Below are 19,438 nucleotides of genomic sequence, written 5' to 3'. Positions count from 1 at the left end.
CACTAGGTTGACCCTTTATGCAGTTAATTAGATGGCGTGAACAAAAGTTTAGCTCAATAATCACCATTTGTATGGTAGTGATTGTAGTTTTGGTGTGTGTGCGCTTAGGGTTTTGGCAATTAGAACGTGCGACACACAAACAACAGCAGTTAGCTTCTATTGCAACGCTGCAAACGCACGGTGTAATGAGCTGGCAACAAATGCTTAAACTACCTAGTAACTGGAATAAAACAGGGTTGTTAGTTGAGTTAACAGGGCATTTTATTAACGATGAATATTGGCTTTTAGACAACCAAGTTTATAACGGGCAGGTGGGCTATGACTTACTGGCACTGTTAAAGCCAAATAACGAAACACATGCTATTTTGGTTAATTTAGGCTGGATAAAAGCCCCCCCATCGCGCGATACACTACCTAAAGTAACCCTACCTAAACACCCTTTTACGCTTACTGCTCAAATAAAAGAAAATAACCTCACTGCTTTTAGTCTCGAGAGTAAAACCAATAACCTTGATTTACCAAAGCGAGTGCAAACAATTGAATTAAATAAGCTGAGCGAACAAAGCCAGCAGTTATTAGTTAATTTTATGGCGTATCGCCAAGGTAGCGGCGATGCAATAGGTATACCTCACTACACCGCTGTTGTTATGAGCCCACAAAAACACCACGCTTATGCGGTGCAATGGTTTTTAATTGCGCTGGCGTGCGTTTTAGTGGCTATTTTTGCAAGTAAAAAAAGGACACATAATGAAAAATAACCCCCTTTTACTGTTTGTTATTTGCTGCGCTATTCCGCTGATTTTAGCGTACAGCGCGCTTAAATTAGATTGGTTACCTACCGCCATTACTAACAATGGTGAGTTTTTACAGCAACAGGTTAAATATGAAAATTGGCCGCAGGACAATCATAAGCAATGGACTATTGCCCTAAATTACTCCAGTGGATGTACTACGCCTTGTAGTGAGCAATTAGCCGCACTAAATAATTTATACATAGCGCTAGGTAAAAACCAGAATAAAGTAGATGTAGCCGTGATAGGCGAAGTAAAAGCTGCAAACTCACCTTGGAAAAGTATAGATGCGCAACCAAACTTACAACCGGCTAGTTTGTATTTAATCGACCATATGGGACTTGTAGTGCTTGAGTATCCATTTAAAACACAGCCACAGGAAAATAGATTAGTACAAAAAGGGCTATTAAAAGATCTAAAAAAATTACTGAGTTATTCTCGTTCGAGCTAAGTAGGAAGATGCCATGTATAAAAATTATAAAAACTGGGTATTAGTGACGGGCTTATTGGCTTTGATAGTAGTGGCGTTGGGTGCTTATACGCGCTTAAGTGATGCCGGGTTGGGCTGCCCAGATTGGCCAGGGTGTTATGGCTTTTTAACTGTACCTAAACATGAAGCCGATATAGCGCAAGCAGCACAAAGTTATCCCGATATGATGTTTGAAACAGCTAAAGCATGGAAAGAAATGATTCATCGCTACTTTGCCGGTACGCTAGGTTTGCTCATATTAGCGTTATTTGTATATGCTTTTTTAAAACGTCAATCGCCAACAACGCCAGTTAAATTACCATTACTACTGTTATTGTTAGTGATATTTCAGGCTGCATTAGGTATGTGGACGGTTACGATGAATTTACAGCCGTTAATAGTGATGGGCCACTTACTTGGTGGCTTTAGTATTTTAGCGCTGATCACTTTATTGTATTTACGATTAAACGCCAAGCCAATAATGGGGGGAGATGCAGGTGCAAGACGCTGCTTTGGTTTAAGCCTAGTGGCGCTTAGTGTGCTCATTATACAAATAGCGTTAGGAGGTTGGTTGGCTGCAAATTACGCTGCTCCGCATTGTAATGGCTTGCCTTTATGTAGTAATGCCCAGCCATTTTCGCTTAGTAGTGTGTTTCAGCTTCCGCTTGAGCATGGTAACTACGAGTTTGGTGTTCTGTCGCAGCAAGCACGTATGTCGATTCATTTATTACACCGTATTTGGGCATTAGTTACTTGCATCGTATTGGCATTAATTATGTGGCGAATATACAGCCGTGCCTACTCGCAAAAAATAAAAAGCTGCGCCGTTAGCGTGTTAGTTGTCTTATTTTGCCAAATTGCTTTAGGCCTTGCAGTGGTGCATTGGCACATTCCGTTAGGTATGGCACTGGCACATAACCTAATGGCTGCCATACTGTTATTAACTTTAATTAGATTATGCTATTACCTAAAAGCACGAACTTAAAAGCACGAACCTAAAATTACAAATAGAAAGGAGCGTTGTTATGGCACTTACAATAGACAAAAAAGCAATACAACCAATCAATACACTACCGCTAATTACACGTAGTTATAATTTACTACAAGATTATTTAGCCATTAGTAAATTTAAAGTAGTTGCTATGTTGGTACTGACCGCGTGGGTTGGTTTGGCACTAGCACCCGATGTAGGCAGAGGCATGGGTGTGCAGTTTATAAGCTTACTTGGCATAGGATTCCTTTCAGCAGCAGCAGCGGTAATTAACCATGTTGTTGATAGTGAAATAGACAGCAAAATGGCGCGTACTCGTCATCGCCCAGTGGCTAAAGGCCGCTTAAGTAAGGCGCATGCACTGAGTTTTGCAGCAATAATAGGTGTGGCAGGTTTTATTATGCTAATGCTATGGGCAAATACCCTTACCGCCATATTAACCTTATTTGCGCTAGTAGGTTATGCCTTTGTGTATACCTCTTTTTTAAAGCGCGCTACGCCACAAAATATTGTTATTGGTGGCCTTGCTGGCGCTATGCCACCCTTATTGGGTTGGGTGTCTGAAACAGGGCAAATGGCGGCTGCACCTTGGCTATTAGTAATGATTATTTTTACGTGGACCCCTCCGCACTTTTGGGCATTAGCTATAGCCCGTAAAAGCGATTACGCTCGGGCTAAAATTCCTATGTTACCGGTTACGCATGGTATCGATTTTTCTAAAACCTGTGTGGTTGCTTACTCTGTGCTGCTGGCAATTGTGTGTATATTTCCTTATTTGATAGGAATGTCGGGGTTAATTTATTTAATTGGCGCATCTGGATTAAATGCGGTTTTTATTTATAAAGCGATTAAATTAAAACTAGCCGCTAACGACGACACTGCTATGGATTTATTTCGCTTTTCAATTATTCATTTAATGGTACTCTTCATCATATTATTTATAGATAAATGGCTACTTTTATGAAGCAATTATGGCTAGGGTTAGTTGTTGTTTTAACACTGCTTTTATCGGCGTGCTTAGATGGAAATGCACCGCCAGACGTTAATGCATTAGTGTACGAAAATGCTAAACCTTTAGCCGACTTTAGTTTAGATGATCAACATGGCGAATTGGTTACTAAGCAGCAGTTTTTAGGGCAATGGAATTTAGTGTTTTTAGGTTACACCAGCTGCCCCGATATTTGCCCGTTAACACTGGCTAAACTAAATGCAGTGTATAAAAATTTGCGTAGTGATTACCCCGTGCAAATTTGGTTCGTATCGGTAGATCCCAAGCGAGATACCCCAGCAAAACGCAAAGACTATATTGATTACTTTAATCCCGATTTTTTAGCGGTTTCGGGGGAGCACAAACAGCTTTTTCCTATGGTGAGAGGGTTAGGCTTAATTTATGCTATTAGTGATAGTAGCGAGTCAGAGTATGCAGTTGATCATAGTGCTTCAGTGGCTATGGTTGATGGCAATGGGGCGGTAAGAGCTATATTTAAACCTGAATTTAAACAAGGTAGCGTGCCGTTAATAAATTCCAAAGAGTTAACTCAAGAATTTAAACAAATAGCTGATTATTATAAAAACTAGTTATTTAAACAGTAAATTTAAAAGGAGCCCTAGGCTCCTTTTTTACTGCCGTAATTTAAGCTATTTAACCTGAACTCTGGTTAAGAGATTTACTAACGTATTGAATTATAGTTATATTTAACTTTATTTTCTCTAGCCAGAGATTTTCAGTGAAAATAAGGCGAGTTTACGCGTCAATAGCTGGCCTATTGCAAGTAAATTCAACGCAGTTAGCGCTGAAAATAGCTGCTTGAGATAGGTTTATTATCCGGAGCTCAGGTTATTTAATAACCCAAGGCTGCGAAAACCAAAAATAGCTACCAGCATTGTTAATTGCAGGGGCGGTACAATTAAAGCGCGAACGGCCTTTATTGAGCGCTTTAGGTGAGGTGACTTCTACTGTGTTTTTATTTATCCAGGTTAAATTAGCCTGGCCAACACTCGATACATAACAAGCAAACTGACTTTTATGAAAATCCCCCATAGTAAACTCAATAGTGAGTTTGGGTGGGTTTTTCGCCGTTACACTGTCTTCATAAGTGAGCGCGGTTATATTAAATGCGCGAGAATTTAATTTAGTGATCAGCGTATCTAATTTACTATAAAAGCCCGAAGCCGGAAAACGCGGTAAGCGACTAAAGTTAGAGTCTTTATTTACAGCGCCAGAATGCTGACCTATACCAATAAAGCCAAGCTCGGTTACTAGGGCTTGTAATTTATTGTTAAACTCACCATACGGATAAGCTAAATATTTATAATCGTGGCCAATTTCTGTTTTTATACGCTGTTGTGAATGTAGGATGTCTTGTTTAATGCGGGCTTGCCATTGCGCTTCGCTTTCGTTTGCAAGCATATGGTGTAAATAATCGTGTTGGCCACTATGGTTGGCAATAAGCGCGCCTTTTTTTGCTAATTCTTTGAGTTTATCCCACCCCATTACATAGCCTTTACCTTCGTCTATAAGCTTAGGATTGACAAAAATTGTGTACGGATAGCCAAATTTTTCTAAAATGGGCGCTGCTTGGTCGTAATTATTGTTGTAACCATCATCGAAAGTAATAGCGACGGTTTTATCTGGTAAAGTGTGTTTTTGCTGCAATGCAGTTATTAATTCATCTAAAGGAACAACATTAAAGTTATGCTCTTTTAAATAACTTAAGTGCTCAGTAAAAGTACTCGCGCTAACACTGGTTACCGCCGGAAGGGTTTCACTGACGTGATGATACTGTAAAATAACGGCTGCTTGAGCGCGCAGTGAAATACTAATAAGGATAAATAATACTAAATGAAACAATTTCTTATACATAATAAAGCACACCATAAAAGCTTGTTGTTGTTAGCGGGTCCGATGATATTATCAAATATTACCGTCCCACTGTTAGGAATTGTTGATACTGCAGTAATTGGCCACTTAGGGAGCGCTCATTATTTAGCCGGTATTGCGCTGGGCTCTGCGGTTATATCAATATTATTTTGGCTCGCAGGCTTTTTAAGAATGAGCACCACAGGGTTAGTGGCACAAGCTTATGGGCAAAACGATTTAACCCAATTAGCGGCGTTATTAAAACGCAGCTTAGTGCTTTCTTGCTTAGTTGCCGTATTGCTTATCGCCTTATCGCCTTTAATAAAACACGCTATTGCATTTTTATCGGCGGCCAATAGCGACGTGCTTACGCAAGCGTACCAGTATTTTAGTATTCGTATTTTTAGTGCGCCCGCAGCCTTATGTAATTTAGTACTATTAGGTTGGATGCTGGGTATGCATTATGGCCGTGGGCCGTTTTATTTATTATTAGTGACTAATATTACCAATATAGTGCTCGACATTTATTTTGTTGTATACCTAGATTGGGCGGTAGCAGGCGCTGCATGGGCGTCACTTATTGCCGATTACACCGCGTTAGTTTTTGCCGTGGTGTTAGTTATTAAATTAGCTAAAAAACGCGGCATAAAACTAAGCGTACCAGGTTGGTTTAGCATTACAAAAATGGCAAACCTACTAAGCTTAAACGGTGATATTTTTATTCGCTCATTTATTTTACAGCTCTGCTTTAGCTTTATGACCTTTTACGGCGCACGAATTGGCGAAACCACGCTAGCAGCAAATGCAGTATTACTTAACTTTTTAATGTTGGTAAGCTTTGCACTCGACGGCATTGCTTATGCCAGTGAGGCAAAAGTAGGGCATGCTAAAGGCCAGCAAAGTGTAAAAAATATTGAGCTTTGGGTAAAAATAAGTGTGTTTTGGGGCGCGCTGTTTGCCTTAGCATACAGTTTATTTTTTGCTATATTTGGCCGCTATATTATTACGCTATTAACTAATGTACCAGAAGTGATCACCACGGCTACGCTGTACTTGCCTTGGGTTATAGCCTTGCCATTATTGGCAATGAGTTGCTTTTTATTTGACGGTGTATTTGTTGGGCTTACCCGGGCAAAAGCTATGCGCAATAGTATGCTGCTCTCAGCAAGTGTTGGTTTTTTTGGTGTGTTTGCTGTGTTTCATCAGTGGGAGAATAATGGTTTATGGTTAGCAATGAGCTGCTTTATGCTAATGCGAGGAGTAACATTAATAGTGAAGTACCAAAGGTTAAAGGCAAGTAATCAGTTATTAGATTAAGGAAGTTTGGTGGCTTATTTCCATAGGTCGGGATCGTGGTTTTTAGGCTCAATATTTTTAAGTACTTGTGAAAAGCGATTAGCAAAAATACCGCTGTAGCCCCAAGCAGCAAAAAACAAAGCTGGCACTAAAATAACAACGCCAATAATTTGCAAGCTGTAGTGACTGTAATAGCCTAAAAAAATAAATATCACGGCTAGCACAAACAGTGCTACGCCGCGAAAAAAGCGCTTTAAGCTAAGCTTAGGGTTGCTCCCTAAGCTATATATAAGCGACTTTAGCATTAAAAATGCTTATTAATAGTAAGAATGATCGCCCGCTTGGTGCTCAGTAATATCGGCAACACCGGTGATCTCTTCAAACTTTTCGATCATCTCTTTTTCAATGCCTTCTTTTAACGTGACATCGATCATAGAACAACCATTACAACCACCGCCAAACTGTAATACAGCAATACCTGCAGCGGTAATTTCCACTAAGCTTACTTGGCCACCGTGGTTAGCAAGTTGTGGATTTACTTCGGTTTCTAGCATGTGTTGTACGCGTTCGTTTAACGATGCATCACCGCTAATTTTACGCGCTTTAGCATTTGGTGCTTTTAGTGTTAACTGAGTACCCATTTTGTCGGTAACAAAATCAATTTCAGCGTCTTCTAAAAAGGGTGCACTTTCTGCATCTACAACGCCGTCAAAACCATTAAAGTTTAGGCGAATATCGCTGTCTTCTACAGCGTCTTCTGGACAATAAGAAACACCACATTCCGCTTGTGATGTACCAGGGTTTACAACAAAAACACGAATGTTGGTTTGTTGTGCTTGATCTGCTAATAGTTTAGCAAAATGCGCTTGTGCTGTTTCGGAAATTGAAATCATAAGACCGTCTATACTTGACTAAATTACTCGGATACTGCATATCATACCCCGCTCATCGTGTTGCGGCTAGTGTTGAGCGTAAAAAGTTGGCATCTATTTTAAGCAATGCTAGCGTGCAAACAACAAACATTTTATGAGTAAATTATATGCGTATAATAATAAAAATAACATTAATGATAATGGTGGCAATACTGAGTTTTTCAACTCAAGCTAAACCATTGTCTTACTATTTTGCAGAGGATGTTGAGTTTGATCCAAGTATACCCACTCCAGAGCAAGTGCTTGGTTATCAAGTAGGTGAGTGGCATGTAAGGCACGATCAGTTGGTGCGTTATATGGAAATACTAGCGCAAAAAAGTGATCGAATTAATTTTGAAGTAATAGGGCGCACGCACGAACAACGCCCATTAGTGATGCTGACTATTACCGCCGCCAATAAATTAAAAAATATAGAGCAAATTCGCCAAGCCCATTTAGCGCGTTTAACGCCTAGCAACACGCAATCATCAGCGCAGCCTGGTGTTGTATGGATGGGTTACAGCGTACATGGCAATGAGTCGTCGGGCAGTAACTCTGCATTGCTGGTGGCGTATTACTTAGCCGCAGCGCAAGGTAATGAAATAAATGAGTTATTAAATAATACCGTTATTTTGCTCGACCCTTCACTTAATCCCGATGGTCTAGCTCGTTTTGCTAATTGGGCTAATAGTAATCGTGGTATGAACTTATCGTCAGACCCCGTTACCCGAGAGCATGTGGAAAGCTGGCCAAGTAGCCGTACTAATCACTACTGGTTTGACTTAAACCGCGACTGGTTATTACTACAGCACCCAGAATCGCGTGCGCGTATTGCAAAGTTTCATCAGTGGAAACCAAATATTTTAACCGACTTTCATGAAATGGGGCCAAATAGTAGTTACTTTTTTCAGCCCGGTATTCCATCGCGCAAACACCCGATTACGCCTGATGAAAATGTCAGCTTAACCAAAGCAATTGCAAATTATCATGCCAAAACATTAGACGAAAATAATGCGTTATACTTCACCGAAGAAAGCTTTGATGACTTTTATTACGGTAAAGGCTCAACTTACCCAGACGTAAATGGTGGCGTAGGCATTTTATTTGAGCAAGCCAGTTCGCGCGGGCATATTCAAGAAACCGTAAATGGGCCTCTCAGCTTTGCTTTTACTATTAAAAACCAGCTGCTTACTAGTTTATCAACATTTAAAGCCGCGATAGACAACCGCCAAGCCTTACTCGATTACCAAGCTAAGTTTTATAACCAGGCGATTGATTTAGCAGCCGACGAAAGCTTTCAAGGTTATGTAGTTGCAGGTGCAGCCGATAACACCCGAGTTAATGACTTTTTAAGCTTACTGCAGCAGCACCAAATTAACGCTTACCCTTTAACAAAAGAGCTAAAAGCAGGTGGTGAAACTTATTCTACCAATAGCTATTTTGTGCCTTTAGCACAACCACAATACCGTTTAGTTAAAGCTATTTTTAGCGAACAAAAAAACTTTGCCGATAACACTTTTTACGATGTATCTGGCTGGACACTAGCGCATGCGTTTAATTTACCCTTTGCTAAAGTAACCAGTAGTTGGGGATTAAAAGTTGCTGATAACGCATGGCAACAAGCTGCTACACCGCGCTTTGCACAACTTAATAAAGGGTATGCATTTGGCTTTTCGTGGGATGATACCTTAGCGCCAAAAATGCTCAATAGTTTACTGCAGCAAGGAGTAAAAGCCCGTGTTGCATTAAATTCATTAACGGCTAAGTCAGTAAACAGCGAAGAAGTAAATTTTGCTGCGGGGAGTATTATTATTCCTGCAGGGTTACAAACAAATAGTGATTGGATAGCACAGCTTAATCAGGCGCAAAATGAGTTTGGCATTGCCATTAAGCCAATAACGTCAGGATTAACCAGTAAAGGTGCCGATTTAGGGTCACGCTCAATGGCGGTGCTTAGCGCTCCCAAAGTGCTGCTGTTAGGCGGTAAAGGGGTAAACCAATATGAAGCTGGAGAAGTGTGGTACTACCTAGACCGCTTTGTGGGTGTTGCTCCAACCATTGTTGAGCTAGAGCGTTTGGGTTCAATTGAGCTAAGTAATTACAGCCATATTGTGTTGGCTCATGGTAACTACAGTGGTTTATCTGACGCTGATAAAGTGGCCATAAAAGGTTGGGTTAGAAAAGGCGGCGTTATTTGGGGTCACAAAGGCGGTGCTAAATTTTTGGCAGATCAGCAGCTATTAAAAGCCAGCTACTTGTCTCGCAAAGAAGTAGCCAGTGCGTTTAAAACCGACGGTTTAAACTATGCCGATAAAGAGCACTTAGCTGGGCGTCAGCGTATTGCAGGCGCTATTTTTAATACCCATGTAGATTTAACTCATCCACTTACCTTTTCACTACCACGTAATACGCTACCTGTATTTAAAAATAGCACTTGGTTGCTGGAGAGCTCTGAGGCACCGTTTGTTAATGTGCTTACCTATACTGAGCAGCCATTACTTGCGGGCTTTACCGATGCTGTAAATGTTACTCAAGTTGCAGGCGCAGCAGGCTTAATTGCGCACTCTTACGGGCGTGGAGCAGTAATTGGTATGACCGACGATCCGGTGTTTAGAGGTTATTGGTACGGTACGAGTAGATTACTTAGTAACGCATTGTTTTTTGGCCATACGTTTCGGGTAAGTGGCGACTAACTATTAAAATTTTAAATAGGCGTTAAGCAAGTAGTAAAAGCCCACACTTGTTTAGCGCCTGCTTGTTTTAAAGCCTGGGTGGCTGCATTAAGAGTAGCGCCTGTGGTCATAATGTCATCAACAATTGCCACCGTTTTACCGCTCATATCTGCAGTACATATAAATGCGTCTTTTAAATTTTTAACCCGCTTAGCTTTAGTTAGCTTAGATTGCGCGTGCGTTTTTTTATTACGTAGTAGCGAATCACTAAGTAAATTAAAAGATGATAAACACGGTTGCCATACTTGTGTTACTTGATTAAAACCGCGCTGAAAAAATCGACTTTTATGCAGCGGTAATATAATAAAGGTATCGGGTAGCGGGTAATCAGGAGTAAAAAAAGTACTCAATTGTTTAGTAATAACTTGTTGTAATGCATTTTTATAATGTATTTGGTTATTAAACTTAAGTTGCTTTAGCCATTGCTCAAAAGGGGGCTGGTAAAACGCACAGGCAAATAACTTATCAAATTCGCAGTTAGGAAACATTTCAATAATATCAGGGCGATATAGCAAGTTTTTTTGCTCGCTTAAATCAAATAATGGTAAGTCTTCTAAGCAATACTCACACAAGCCCAGCGCGGCTGGGACAGGGCTTTGGCAAAGTACGCAATGCGACTCAAACAGCCAATTAATAAATGCGTGCTTCATCGGGTAAATATACTCATTACAATCGCCTAGTTAAACGCTATTATAAACTTCAGTTTGGTTAAGGTTTGGCAAATATGCAAAATGAATTAGTGTTACTACATGGTTGGGGTATGAACAAAGGTGTATGGCAATTAGTACAGCCAGAGCTAGCATTTATTCATAATAACAACGTACGCAGTATTGATTTACCTGGTTACGGTAATAGTAAAATATGCCCAAACCCTTATACCTTACACAGCGCTGCAGCACTTTTAAGTGAGCAATTAAAACCACACTCTATTTTAATGGGTTGGTCTTTAGGTGGGTTATTTGCACTATATATTGCGAAACATTGGCCCGAAAAAGTAGCTAAAGTGATACTTGTTGCCGCTAGTCCGTTTTTTGCAGAGCAAGCGCCGTGGCCGGGTATAAAAGCACAGGTTTTAACGCAATTTAAAGAGCAGCTTGTTAATCATGGTGAAAAAACCATAGAGCGATTTTTAGCTATTCAGGCAATGGGCAGCGAATCGGCTCGTGATGATGTAAAGCAACTTAAACAACTACTAAATCAATATAAAGCTCCTAAAAAAGAGGCTTTGGCTGCGGGTTTAGATATTTTACAAAATGAAGATTTACGAGCGCTATTTACTCATTGTCCTGTGCCAATAAGCGCTATATTTGGCCGTTTAGATGCACTTGTTCCTTATAGAGCAATTGCCCAAATGGCAGCACTTAATACTGAGTTTGAGTATGAAGTATTAGATAAAGCGTCGCATGCTCCTTTTATTTCTCATAAAAATGAATTTATATCTGCCGTTAAATCAATGCTTTAAAATAGAGCGACGAATAGCGCAGGTTAAAGCTTTATTTTGTGCATTAGTTGAGCGATAATTAAACAATATTTATTTTAATGGAGGTTTAATATGCCAATAGGATCTGCATTTAATAGTGGCCTAGAAGGGTTTAACCGAGCTAGCCAAGGAATTGAAAGAGCCAGCGCAGAAATTAACCGTGCCAGTATTGAACAACAAGACGATGCGCAACTAGCACAGCAGCGCCAACTTACGGCTGCTCGCTCAGAAGAAGCGGTTACTGCGCCAGTAGCAAAACCTGCCCGTATTGATGAAGCTTTGGTAAACTTAAAAGTTGAAGAGTTTAACGCTAAAGCGAATACGCAATCGATTCAAACTGCCGATGATGTGCTCGGTACCTTAATTGATATAAACGTTTAAATATTATGAATATTGTCACGCCATTCCCGTCTATTAATATAAACACCGCAAATGTTTATACCGAAACTGCACGGCGTGATAATCAGCTTCGAGAAGTTATTCCCCCGCCAGCATCAAGTACGGCTAGCAGCACCGAAAATAAAGCCCAAAGTGATGCCGAAAAAGCTAAATTACCGGGTAACAGTGACCCAGCTACTTACGACGCGAAAGGAAAACTGGCCGGTGAAAAGTCTGTTGAGGCACGTGACGAAAGTTCAGGTAATTCAGACAATGCTGAGCAAGAAAACGAGCAAGAAAAAAACCAAGCGACAGAACAAGAAGCAGCAAAAGAAGAGCAGCAGTTAGCGCAACAAGAACTACAAATTAAAGAGCTTAAAGCGCGTGATACCGAAGTACGTGTGCACGAACAAGCACATGCAGCAGTGGGTGGGCAACATGCGGGCTCGCCTAGTTATGAGTATCAGCGTGGCCCAGATGGTACTAATTACGCTGTGGGTGGCGAAGTGCAAATAGATGTGGGGGCTATAAGTGGCGATCCACAAGCAACCATAGAAAAAATGCAAACAGTACGTGCAGCAGCACTTGCCCCAGCTCAACCATCGGGCGCAGATAGAGCAATTGCTGCCGATGCTACGCAAAAAATAGCCACCGCACAGGCTGAACTTGCAAGCCCAAAAAGTAATGAAGACGAAAAAACAACAAGTAAAGCACCCGCTTCACTTTCAAGTAATGATAGCAGTGAAGAAAAAACAGCAAAAAGTGCAGAGCAAGCTCGCGATACACAAGTTGAGGCACGCGCTGGGCGCATTGCTAACTTTTATCAAATGGCGACATCGCCCGCAAGCAACAGCGGTTTTTCAGCGCAAATATAGTTAACCTGAACTCTGGTTAAGAGATTTACTAACGTATTGAATTATAGTTATATTTAACTTTATTTTCTCTAGCCAGAGATTTTCAGTGAAAATAAGGCGAGTTTACGCGTCAATAGCTGGCCTATTGCAAGTAAATTCAACGCAGTTAGCGCTGAAAATAGCTGCTTGAGATAGGTTTATTATCCAGAGATCAGGTTAGTTATGTAGCTTAAGCAATACTGAGCTTAAAGCTCTTATCAAAATATCAAAATATCAAAATATCAAAATATCAAAATAAAAAAACCGCTAACGCGGTTTTTTTATTTTTAGCTAGATTTATTCTGAGCTATATAAGTATTATTTTTTCAGTTTAGCGTTAGCAAATGCATCGGCAAACGCATTACCCATTAGCGCATTACCATTATCACGCTTTGGCTTAGCAGCTCTTGGCTGTGAGCTGTTGTTAGCACGTGGCTTTTGCGCAGCAGGAGCTGCAGGCTTATTACTGGTATCAATGTCGTCATCTAGACGCATGGTAAAGCTAATGCGTTTACGTGCTGCATCAACTTCAACTACTTTAACTTTTACAATATCACCGGCTTTAACAACTTCACGCGGATCAGAGATAAACTTATTAGTAATTGATGAAATATGTACTAAACCATCTTGATGTACACCTACATCAACAAAAGCACCAAAATTAGCGACGTTAGATACAACACCTTCTAAAATCATCCCTGGTTTTAGATCGCTTATTTTTTCTACGCCGGCTTTAAATTCAGCAGTTTTAAACTCAGGGCGAGGATCGCGTCCGGGCTTATCAAGCTCGCTAATAATATCGGTAACCGTAGGTAAACCAAATTTATCGTCAATGTAGTCGTTAGCGGCTAACTTATTTAAAAAGTCGCTGTTACCCATTAAGCTATTTACATCAATGCTATTGTGCTCACAAATGCGTTTAACAACAGGGTAAGCCTCTGGGTGAACAGATGAGTTATCTAGCGGATCGCTGCCGTTGTTAATACGTAAAAACCCAGCGGCTTGTTCAAATGCTTTTGGCCCTAAACGTTCTACTTTTTTAAGCTCACTGCGTTTTGCAAACGAACCATTAGCGTCGCGGTAGTTAACAATATTTTGCGCTAAAGTTTTGTTTAAACCAGAAACGCGGGTTAGTAATGGCACCGAGGCCATATTTAAATCTACGCCTACAGAGTTTACACAGTCTTCTACTACTGAGATCAGGCTTTGCCCTAATTGGCTTTGCGATACATCGTGCTGGTATTGACCTACACCTATGGCTTTAGGCTCAATTTTAACCAGCTCAGCTAGAGGGTCTTGTAAACGACGGGCAATAGAAACCGCGCCTCTTAGAGAAACGTCTAAATTAGGAAATTCATTAGCAGCAAGTTCAGAGGCAGAATAGACCGATGCACCCGCTTCGCTAACCATAATTTTATTTAGTTTAAGCTCGGGATTAGCTTTCATTAGTTCAGCAATTAACTTATCAGACTCGCGAGACGCAGTGCCATTACCAATCGCAATAAGCTCAACCTTATGTTGACGACAAAGTAGCTCTAAGGTGCGTACAGACTTTTCCCAGTGATTTTGTGGCGCATGTGGGAAAATAGTTTGTGTGGTTAAAAGTTTGCCAGTGCTATCTACAATCGCAATTTTACAACCGGTACGTAAACCAGGATCGAGTCCTAGAGTAGTACGCGGGCCAGCCGGTGCGGCCATGAGTAGATCTTTTAAGTTTTTAGCAAATACATCAATTGCACCGGTTTCGGCTTTTTCGCGCATAGCCGCTAAAAATTCATTTTCTAAGTGTAAGCCTAGTTTAATTTTCCACGCCCACTGCACCACAGTTAATAGCCAACTGCTAGCTGCTTGGTTTTTAATATCTAAGCGATAATGGTCAGCTATCATTTGAGCACAAAGTTGCGCTGAATTTTCTGAGCTTGGCTCAGGATTAATATTAAGCTGTAAAATGCCTTCATTACGGGCTCTAAGCATGGCAAGCGCACGGTGCGAAGGTACTTTTTTAAGAGCTTCTTGATGCTCAAAGTAGTCACGATATTTAGCGCCAGCTTGTTCTTGGCCTTTAATTAAGCTGCTTTCAATAACCCCATTTTGACTAATGTAGCTTCTGAACTTAGCGAGTAACTTGGCGTCTTCGGCAAAACGCTCCATTAAAATAAACTTGGCACCTTCAAGGGCTGATTTTGTATCAGCTATGCCTTTATCTGCACTCACAAACTGCTCAGCTTGCTGCTCTGGATCTAGGTTCGCATCATTAAATAGTGCATTGGCAAGCGGCTCTAATCCCGCCTCTATTGCTATTTGCCCTTTGGTACGACGCTTTGCTTTATAAGGCAGGTATAAATCTTCAAGCTCAGTTTTACTTTGTGCAGCATTAATATCAGCACTTAGTGCTGCAGTTAGTTTTTTTTGTGACTCTATAGTTGATAAAATAAAGCTACGACGCTCTTCAAGCTCTCGTAAATACGACAACCTTTGCTCTAACAACCGCAGTTGCGTGTCGTCTAGTCCGCCGGTTACTTCTTTTCTGTAACGGGCAATAAAAGGAACTGTTGCACCTTCATCAAGTAACTTTGTTGCTGCAACAACTTGTTGCTGTTGTGCGTTTAACTCACTGGCTAAACGTGCAGAGATATCGCTCATGCAAAAACCTTATAAAACAAAAATAAGACCAGTTAAATTAACTTAACTGGCGGGTCAATTGCTTGAATAATATCACAGGGGGGGGTAATAAAAAGGTCTTAAAGCAAGCTATTTTGCTTGCTTTAAGATGTAACAATTAAAGCGATAACTTTAATTGTTGTAAAGCGCTTTAATGGGGGTGATCTACGCTCTCTAGTACTTCACTAAATGAGTTAGCAATAGGGGTTATATGTACAGGTATTTGCAGTGTTTTGGCAATTTCGCGAGCTGAAATTAAGCCACATATCTCATTATTAGCAGTAGTCACTAATAAAAACATAGCGCCATGGTGCTCCATTGTTTGTAGTGCATCGCCAATACATGCGTAGCTTAAGCTTTGCATGCTTACACCGAGTAAATTAGTTAATGGGATCATTAAATGATGTAAGTTAACTTCGCTGCGCGGCAAACCTATACGCTGGGCTATTATCATTGTTTTTGAGCTTTGCAAGTCTGCACTCGAAACAATGCCTATTAGCTTATGCTGCTCGTCGGTGACTAAAATAAAGTTTGAAGGTTGTACACTAAGTTGTTTTAGCGCTTGCTCAATGGTTGTTTCAAATGATGCACGCACTGGTATTTTATTCGTAAAGTTATTAATCATTTTAATAGCTGGAGAGGTTAAATCAATAAGCGGTTGTTCAACAGCAAATGTGTTAGCAATAACGCCATGAGAAATATCTTGAATACGAAGTTCTTTAAAGTTAGACATATTAGTCACCTTATTTAGTTATAAAATTTAATAGTTTGAAAAGTAGGTTATTAAATTAAATAGCTAGGCGGGCCTCGCTGATGCGCGCAGCTAAAAGGTTTGTCTAAAATAGTACTTTGATAATAAGAGTAGGGTGCTTTAGGGAGTGGTTGCAGTACCCTAAGGCTAATAACATAGGCATGAGAATCAAAGTCTATGTCGGGATTTGTTTGATCAGGAGTGTCACAAGCAATAAAATGAGGTGTAACTATACTTGAGTCTAGTTGTGTGTTTTTAGGACTGGCATGCAAAGTCAAACTTACACTCATGAAGAGTGCAAACAATACGGCATTACTTAATATGCGCGATACTATGTTTGACATAAATACGACCTTAATTAACGAGTCTCAAATTAAAATTGTATAACTTGAGTTAATTCAGTTATAGCTCATTGCATTAATTTACACAATAAAAAGTTAATATGATCTGAATCAAAGCAACTTAACTATTTTTTTGATAATTAATGCTGTTTACGTACCACTGTTTTTTGCCTTGAGGGGTAATAACGTCAAACTCGTCATCCACTTGTTTTTTTAACAATGCCCGCGCCATTGGCGAATCAATAGAAATATAATCTTTACGCTCATAAATTTCATCGGGACCAACAATTTTAAACTTTTTAATCTCGCCTTGCTCATTTTCAATTTCAACCCAAGCACCAAAAAATACTTTGCCATCTTGCACTGGCGAATAATCAATGATTTTTAAGTCGGGTATGCGCTTGCGTAAGTAGCGCACACGGCGGTCTATTTGACGTAGAAGCCGCTTGTTATATTGATAATCTGCATTTTCAGATCTATCTCCTAGGCTGGCCGCCCAGCTCACTATTTTGGTGATTTCAGGGCGTTTTACATTCCATAAATAGGTATGTTCTTGTTGTAATTGTAAATAGCCTTCGCGGGTAATTAAGTTTGTTTTCACGCCATGTTCTTTTTTAATACTCATACTGGGCAAGGTATTAAAATAACGCAAACTTGTCGAGTGTATTATTAATAAAACACGCGCACAAATGAGTTTGAAATGTTCAGTAACAATCTAAGCGGCTAATAAATTGTTGCTTATAGGGTTTTTCATTTATATTAATGGGTAATAGATTATAAAAATAAGAAACACAATGGGACACGAAACGACAAAAGTATTGGTTGTAGATGATGATATGCGTTTACGCAGCTTACTGGAGCGCTATTTAGTAGAGCAAGGCTTTATTGTAAGAACAGCGGGTAATTCAGAGCAAATGGATCGGCTTATCGAGCGTGAAAACTTTCATTTAATGGTGCTCGATTTAATGCTGCCGGGTGAAGATGGTTTGTCTATTTGTCGTCGTTTACGCCAAAAAGAAAACGACATTCCAATTGTTATGCTTACCGCTAAAGGTGATGAGGTTGACCGTATTATTGGTCTTGAGCTTGGTGCTGACGACTATATTCCAAAACCATTTAATCCACGAGAGCTGCTAGCGCGAATAAAAGCTATTTTACGACGCCGCGCCAAAGAAGTGCCGGGCGCACCTGCTGCAGAAGAAAACTTAATTGAATTTGGGCGATTTTCGCTTAATTTAGCCACTCGCGAAATGAGTGAAGGCGATAAAACAATTTCCTTAACCAGTGGCGAATTTGCAGTGCTCAAAGCGCTGGTCTTGCATCCGCGTGAGCCGCTGAGCCGTGATAAATTGATGAACCTAGCGCGTGGGCGAGATTACAGCGCACTGGAGCGCAGTATTGATGTGCAAGTGTCGCGACTTCGCCGCATGATTGAGGTAGATGCCGCCAGCCCACGTTATATTCAAACCGTTTGGGGCTTAGGGTATGTATTTGTTCCCGATGGTGAAAAGTAATTTATATGGGACTATTTCCGCGTAGCGCATTTGGGCAAACCGTTTTTTTAGTGGCGGCTTTGCTGTTAATAAATCAAATAGTATCTTACGTAACAGTGAGCTTATACGTAGTAAAACCTACCATTGAACAAGTTAATTTAATGCTGGCTAAGCAAATTAAAACCGTATTTATTGACTGGGAAGATGGTGTTGAAATAACCAATGAAGTATCGGATAAGTTTTTTGAAATTACCGGTATTGAAGTAATGACTCAGCGTGAAGCAATGCACAGTGGTTTAGGGCAAAGTCGCGAATATTCGGTATTATCGCGTAGTATGTCTGAGCAGCTAAATGGCTCAGCAAGGGTGCGTATTAGCCAAACCGATCCACTCATATACTGGGTAGAAGCTCCGCAAGCATTAGGTTATTGGGTAAAAGTGCCGCTTAGTGGGTTTAAAGAAAATAACCTCGAGTTTTTAACCTTTTACTTATCAAGTATTGGTTTTTTAAGTGTATTAGGTGGTTGGTTATTTGCTAGGCACTTAAATAGGCCACTAAAAGCACTGCAACAAGCGGCAGTAAAGGTGGGTAAGGGCGATTTTAGTACTAAGTTAGCCGAACAAGGATCGAGTGAGGTTATTGCTGTAACACGGGCATTTAATCAAATGTCGCGGGGTATTGCTGCACTTGAAAACGATCGGCGGCTGCTAATGGCAGGGGTGTCTCATGATTTACGCACTCCACTAACCCGCATTCGTTTAGCCACCGAGATGATGGCAGATGAAGATGATTATTTGCGTGAAGGCATTATTTACGATATTGAAGATATGAACGGCATTATCGATCAGTTCATTGAATATTTACGCCATCACAAACGTGAAGAGCTAAGCTGTGAGGACATTAACGCGTTAGTAGCAGAGGTAGTGCACACTGAGCTTAAGCACCAGCGAGTAATTACCTTTAAAGGTAATCCTAGTATTGGCAATATACCTATTAGTGCAGTGGCAATTAAGCGTGTAATAACCAATATGATTGAAAATGCGCTGCGTTACTCCGAAGGTGATATTGAAGTGCTCTGCTATTTTAATAGCAACAAAAAGTATGTTGTTATTGCGGTAAACGATAGTGGCCCGGGTATACCTGAGGGCGAACTGGAGTCGGTATTTGAGCCGTTTAAGCAAGGTGATACAGCACGTGGTAGCGAGGGTAGCGGTTTAGGGCTGGCTATTATTAAACGCATTATAGATATGCATGACGGTAAAGTTAAATTATCTAATCGGCCTGAGGGCGGGTTAAGTGCACAAATTTACTTACCAATTAAAGTATAATACCAACCCACTTTACTGCAGCGGGTTGGTATTAAGTTGTGCTGACTAAAATTATAAATACGC

Annotated in this window: 20 protein-coding genes; 12 read left to right on the top strand and 8 right to left on the bottom strand. The window is 40.5% G+C overall.

The annotated features are described in order from the left end of the window. Positions 1–17: 17 nt before the first annotated feature. The 5 genes from PTRA_RS14890 to PTRA_RS14870 are packed head-to-tail and all read left to right on the top strand — an operon-like array spanning position 18 to position 3,829. A complete protein-coding gene (locus PTRA_RS14890; protein ID WP_058374357.1) occupies positions 18–758 on the top strand; it encodes an SURF1 family protein in 741 nt (246 codons plus the stop codon). Beyond that, positions 748–1,242, top strand: a complete 495-nt coding sequence (locus PTRA_RS14885; protein WP_058374356.1) for a hypothetical protein — start codon at positions 748–750, stop codon at positions 1,240–1,242. Before PTRA_RS14890 ends, PTRA_RS14885 begins: the two co-directional genes overlap by 11 nt. A gap of 13 nt (positions 1,243–1,255) precedes the next feature. Continuing rightward, entirely contained in the window at positions 1,256–2,245 is a 990-nt protein-coding gene (locus PTRA_RS14880) for a COX15/CtaA family protein (RefSeq protein WP_058374355.1), read from the top strand. Positions 2,246–2,285: 40 nt separating this feature from the next. Beyond that, positions 2,286–3,215, top strand: coding sequence for a heme o synthase (gene cyoE, locus PTRA_RS14875; protein ID WP_058374354.1), 930 nt, complete (start codon positions 2,286–2,288; stop codon positions 3,213–3,215). Then, a complete protein-coding gene (locus PTRA_RS14870; RefSeq protein WP_058374353.1) occupies positions 3,212–3,829 on the top strand; it encodes an SCO family protein in 618 nt (205 codons plus the stop codon). The genes cyoE and PTRA_RS14870 overlap by 4 nt, the downstream gene beginning before the upstream one ends. 259 nt (positions 3,830–4,088) lie before the next feature. Here PTRA_RS14870 and PTRA_RS14865 read toward each other — a convergent pair whose 3' ends face one another. Further along, a complete protein-coding gene (locus PTRA_RS14865) occupies positions 4,089–5,114 on the bottom strand; it encodes a polysaccharide deacetylase family protein (RefSeq protein ID WP_058374352.1) in 1,026 nt (341 codons plus the stop codon). 42 nt (positions 5,115–5,156) lie between these two features. Here PTRA_RS14865 and PTRA_RS14860 point away from each other — a divergent pair, with 42 nt between their 5' ends. Continuing rightward, entirely contained in the window at positions 5,157–6,428 is a 1,272-nt protein-coding gene (locus PTRA_RS14860; RefSeq protein ID WP_058374620.1) for an MATE family efflux transporter, read from the top strand. Between the two features lie 14 nt (positions 6,429–6,442). Here PTRA_RS14860 and PTRA_RS14855 read toward each other — a convergent pair whose 3' ends face one another. Then, a complete protein-coding gene (locus PTRA_RS14855; protein WP_011329489.1) occupies positions 6,443–6,712 on the bottom strand; it encodes a hypothetical protein in 270 nt (89 codons plus the stop codon). 12 nt (positions 6,713–6,724) lie between these two features. Continuing rightward, complete coding sequence (gene nfuA, locus PTRA_RS14850) at positions 6,725–7,300, bottom strand: Fe-S biogenesis protein NfuA (protein ID WP_011329488.1); 576 nt, start codon at positions 7,298–7,300, stop codon at positions 6,725–6,727. A 179-nt stretch (positions 7,301–7,479) separates the two neighbouring features. On the opposite strand from nfuA, the gene PTRA_RS14845 reads away from it, so the two are divergent. After that, positions 7,480–10,011, top strand: a complete 2,532-nt coding sequence (locus PTRA_RS14845) for a M14 metallopeptidase family protein (RefSeq protein ID WP_058374619.1) — start codon at positions 7,480–7,482, stop codon at positions 10,009–10,011. An 11-nt stretch (positions 10,012–10,022) separates the two neighbouring features. Here the strand turns inward: PTRA_RS14845 and PTRA_RS14840 are convergent, their stop codons facing one another. Then, positions 10,023–10,700, bottom strand: coding sequence for a ComF family protein (locus PTRA_RS14840; protein ID WP_058374351.1), 678 nt, complete (start codon positions 10,698–10,700; stop codon positions 10,023–10,025). A 74-nt stretch (positions 10,701–10,774) separates the two neighbouring features. Between PTRA_RS14840 and bioH the strand changes: the two genes are divergently transcribed. The 3 genes from bioH (at position 10,775) to PTRA_RS14825 (ending at position 12,783) form a co-directional block, all read left to right on the top strand. Continuing rightward, positions 10,775–11,512 carry a pimeloyl-ACP methyl ester esterase BioH gene (gene bioH / locus PTRA_RS14835; protein ID WP_058374350.1) on the top strand — a complete coding sequence of 246 codons (738 nt, stop codon included), beginning with the start codon at positions 10,775–10,777 and terminating at the stop codon, positions 11,510–11,512. Between the two features lie 90 nt (positions 11,513–11,602). Continuing rightward, positions 11,603–11,911 (top strand): hypothetical protein, encoded by a 309-nt coding sequence (locus PTRA_RS14830; protein ID WP_011329484.1) that lies wholly within the window; start codon positions 11,603–11,605, stop codon positions 11,909–11,911. Positions 11,912–11,916: 5 nt separating this feature from the next. Then, a complete protein-coding gene (locus tag PTRA_RS14825) occupies positions 11,917–12,783 on the top strand; it encodes a putative metalloprotease CJM1_0395 family protein (RefSeq protein WP_058374349.1) in 867 nt (288 codons plus the stop codon). A gap of 336 nt (positions 12,784–13,119) precedes the next feature. Here PTRA_RS14825 and PTRA_RS14820 read toward each other — a convergent pair whose 3' ends face one another. The 4 genes from PTRA_RS14820 to greB all read right to left on the bottom strand — a co-directional run bounded on the left by PTRA_RS14820 (position 13,120) and on the right by greB (position 17,155). Beyond that, on the bottom strand, positions 13,120–15,444 hold the full coding sequence (locus PTRA_RS14820) for a Tex family protein (RefSeq protein WP_058374348.1): 2,325 nt from the start codon (positions 15,442–15,444) through the stop codon (positions 13,120–13,122). Between the two features lie 169 nt (positions 15,445–15,613). Next, positions 15,614–16,195 (bottom strand): CBS domain-containing protein, encoded by a 582-nt coding sequence (locus tag PTRA_RS14815; RefSeq protein ID WP_058374347.1) that lies wholly within the window; start codon positions 16,193–16,195, stop codon positions 15,614–15,616. Between the two features lie 50 nt (positions 16,196–16,245). Next, complete coding sequence (locus tag PTRA_RS14810; RefSeq protein ID WP_011329480.1) at positions 16,246–16,557, bottom strand: hypothetical protein; 312 nt, start codon at positions 16,555–16,557, stop codon at positions 16,246–16,248. Between the two features lie 118 nt (positions 16,558–16,675). Next, complete coding sequence (greB, locus tag PTRA_RS14805; RefSeq protein WP_058374618.1) at positions 16,676–17,155, bottom strand: transcription elongation factor GreB; 480 nt, start codon at positions 17,153–17,155, stop codon at positions 16,676–16,678. A gap of 193 nt (positions 17,156–17,348) precedes the next feature. Here greB and ompR point away from each other — a divergent pair, with 193 nt between their 5' ends. Both ompR and envZ read left to right on the top strand, forming a co-directional pair. Continuing rightward, the gene (gene ompR / locus PTRA_RS14800; RefSeq protein WP_058374346.1) at positions 17,349–18,068 is read left to right on the top strand and encodes an osmolarity response regulator transcription factor OmpR; all 720 of its coding nucleotides are present in this window, start codon (positions 17,349–17,351) and stop codon (positions 18,066–18,068) included. 5 nt (positions 18,069–18,073) lie between these two features. Beyond that, on the top strand, positions 18,074–19,375 hold the full coding sequence (envZ, locus tag PTRA_RS14795) for a two-component system sensor histidine kinase EnvZ (RefSeq protein WP_058374345.1): 1,302 nt from the start codon (positions 18,074–18,076) through the stop codon (positions 19,373–19,375). Positions 19,376–19,438 lie beyond the last annotated feature (63 nt).

The organism is Pseudoalteromonas translucida KMM 520, assembly GCF_001465295.1.
GTDB classification, from domain to species: Bacteria; Pseudomonadota; Gammaproteobacteria; order Enterobacterales; family Alteromonadaceae; genus Pseudoalteromonas; species Pseudoalteromonas translucida.
The sequence above is the reverse complement of the archived record's forward strand: the minus strand, read 5'-3'. Positions and strand labels throughout refer to the sequence as shown.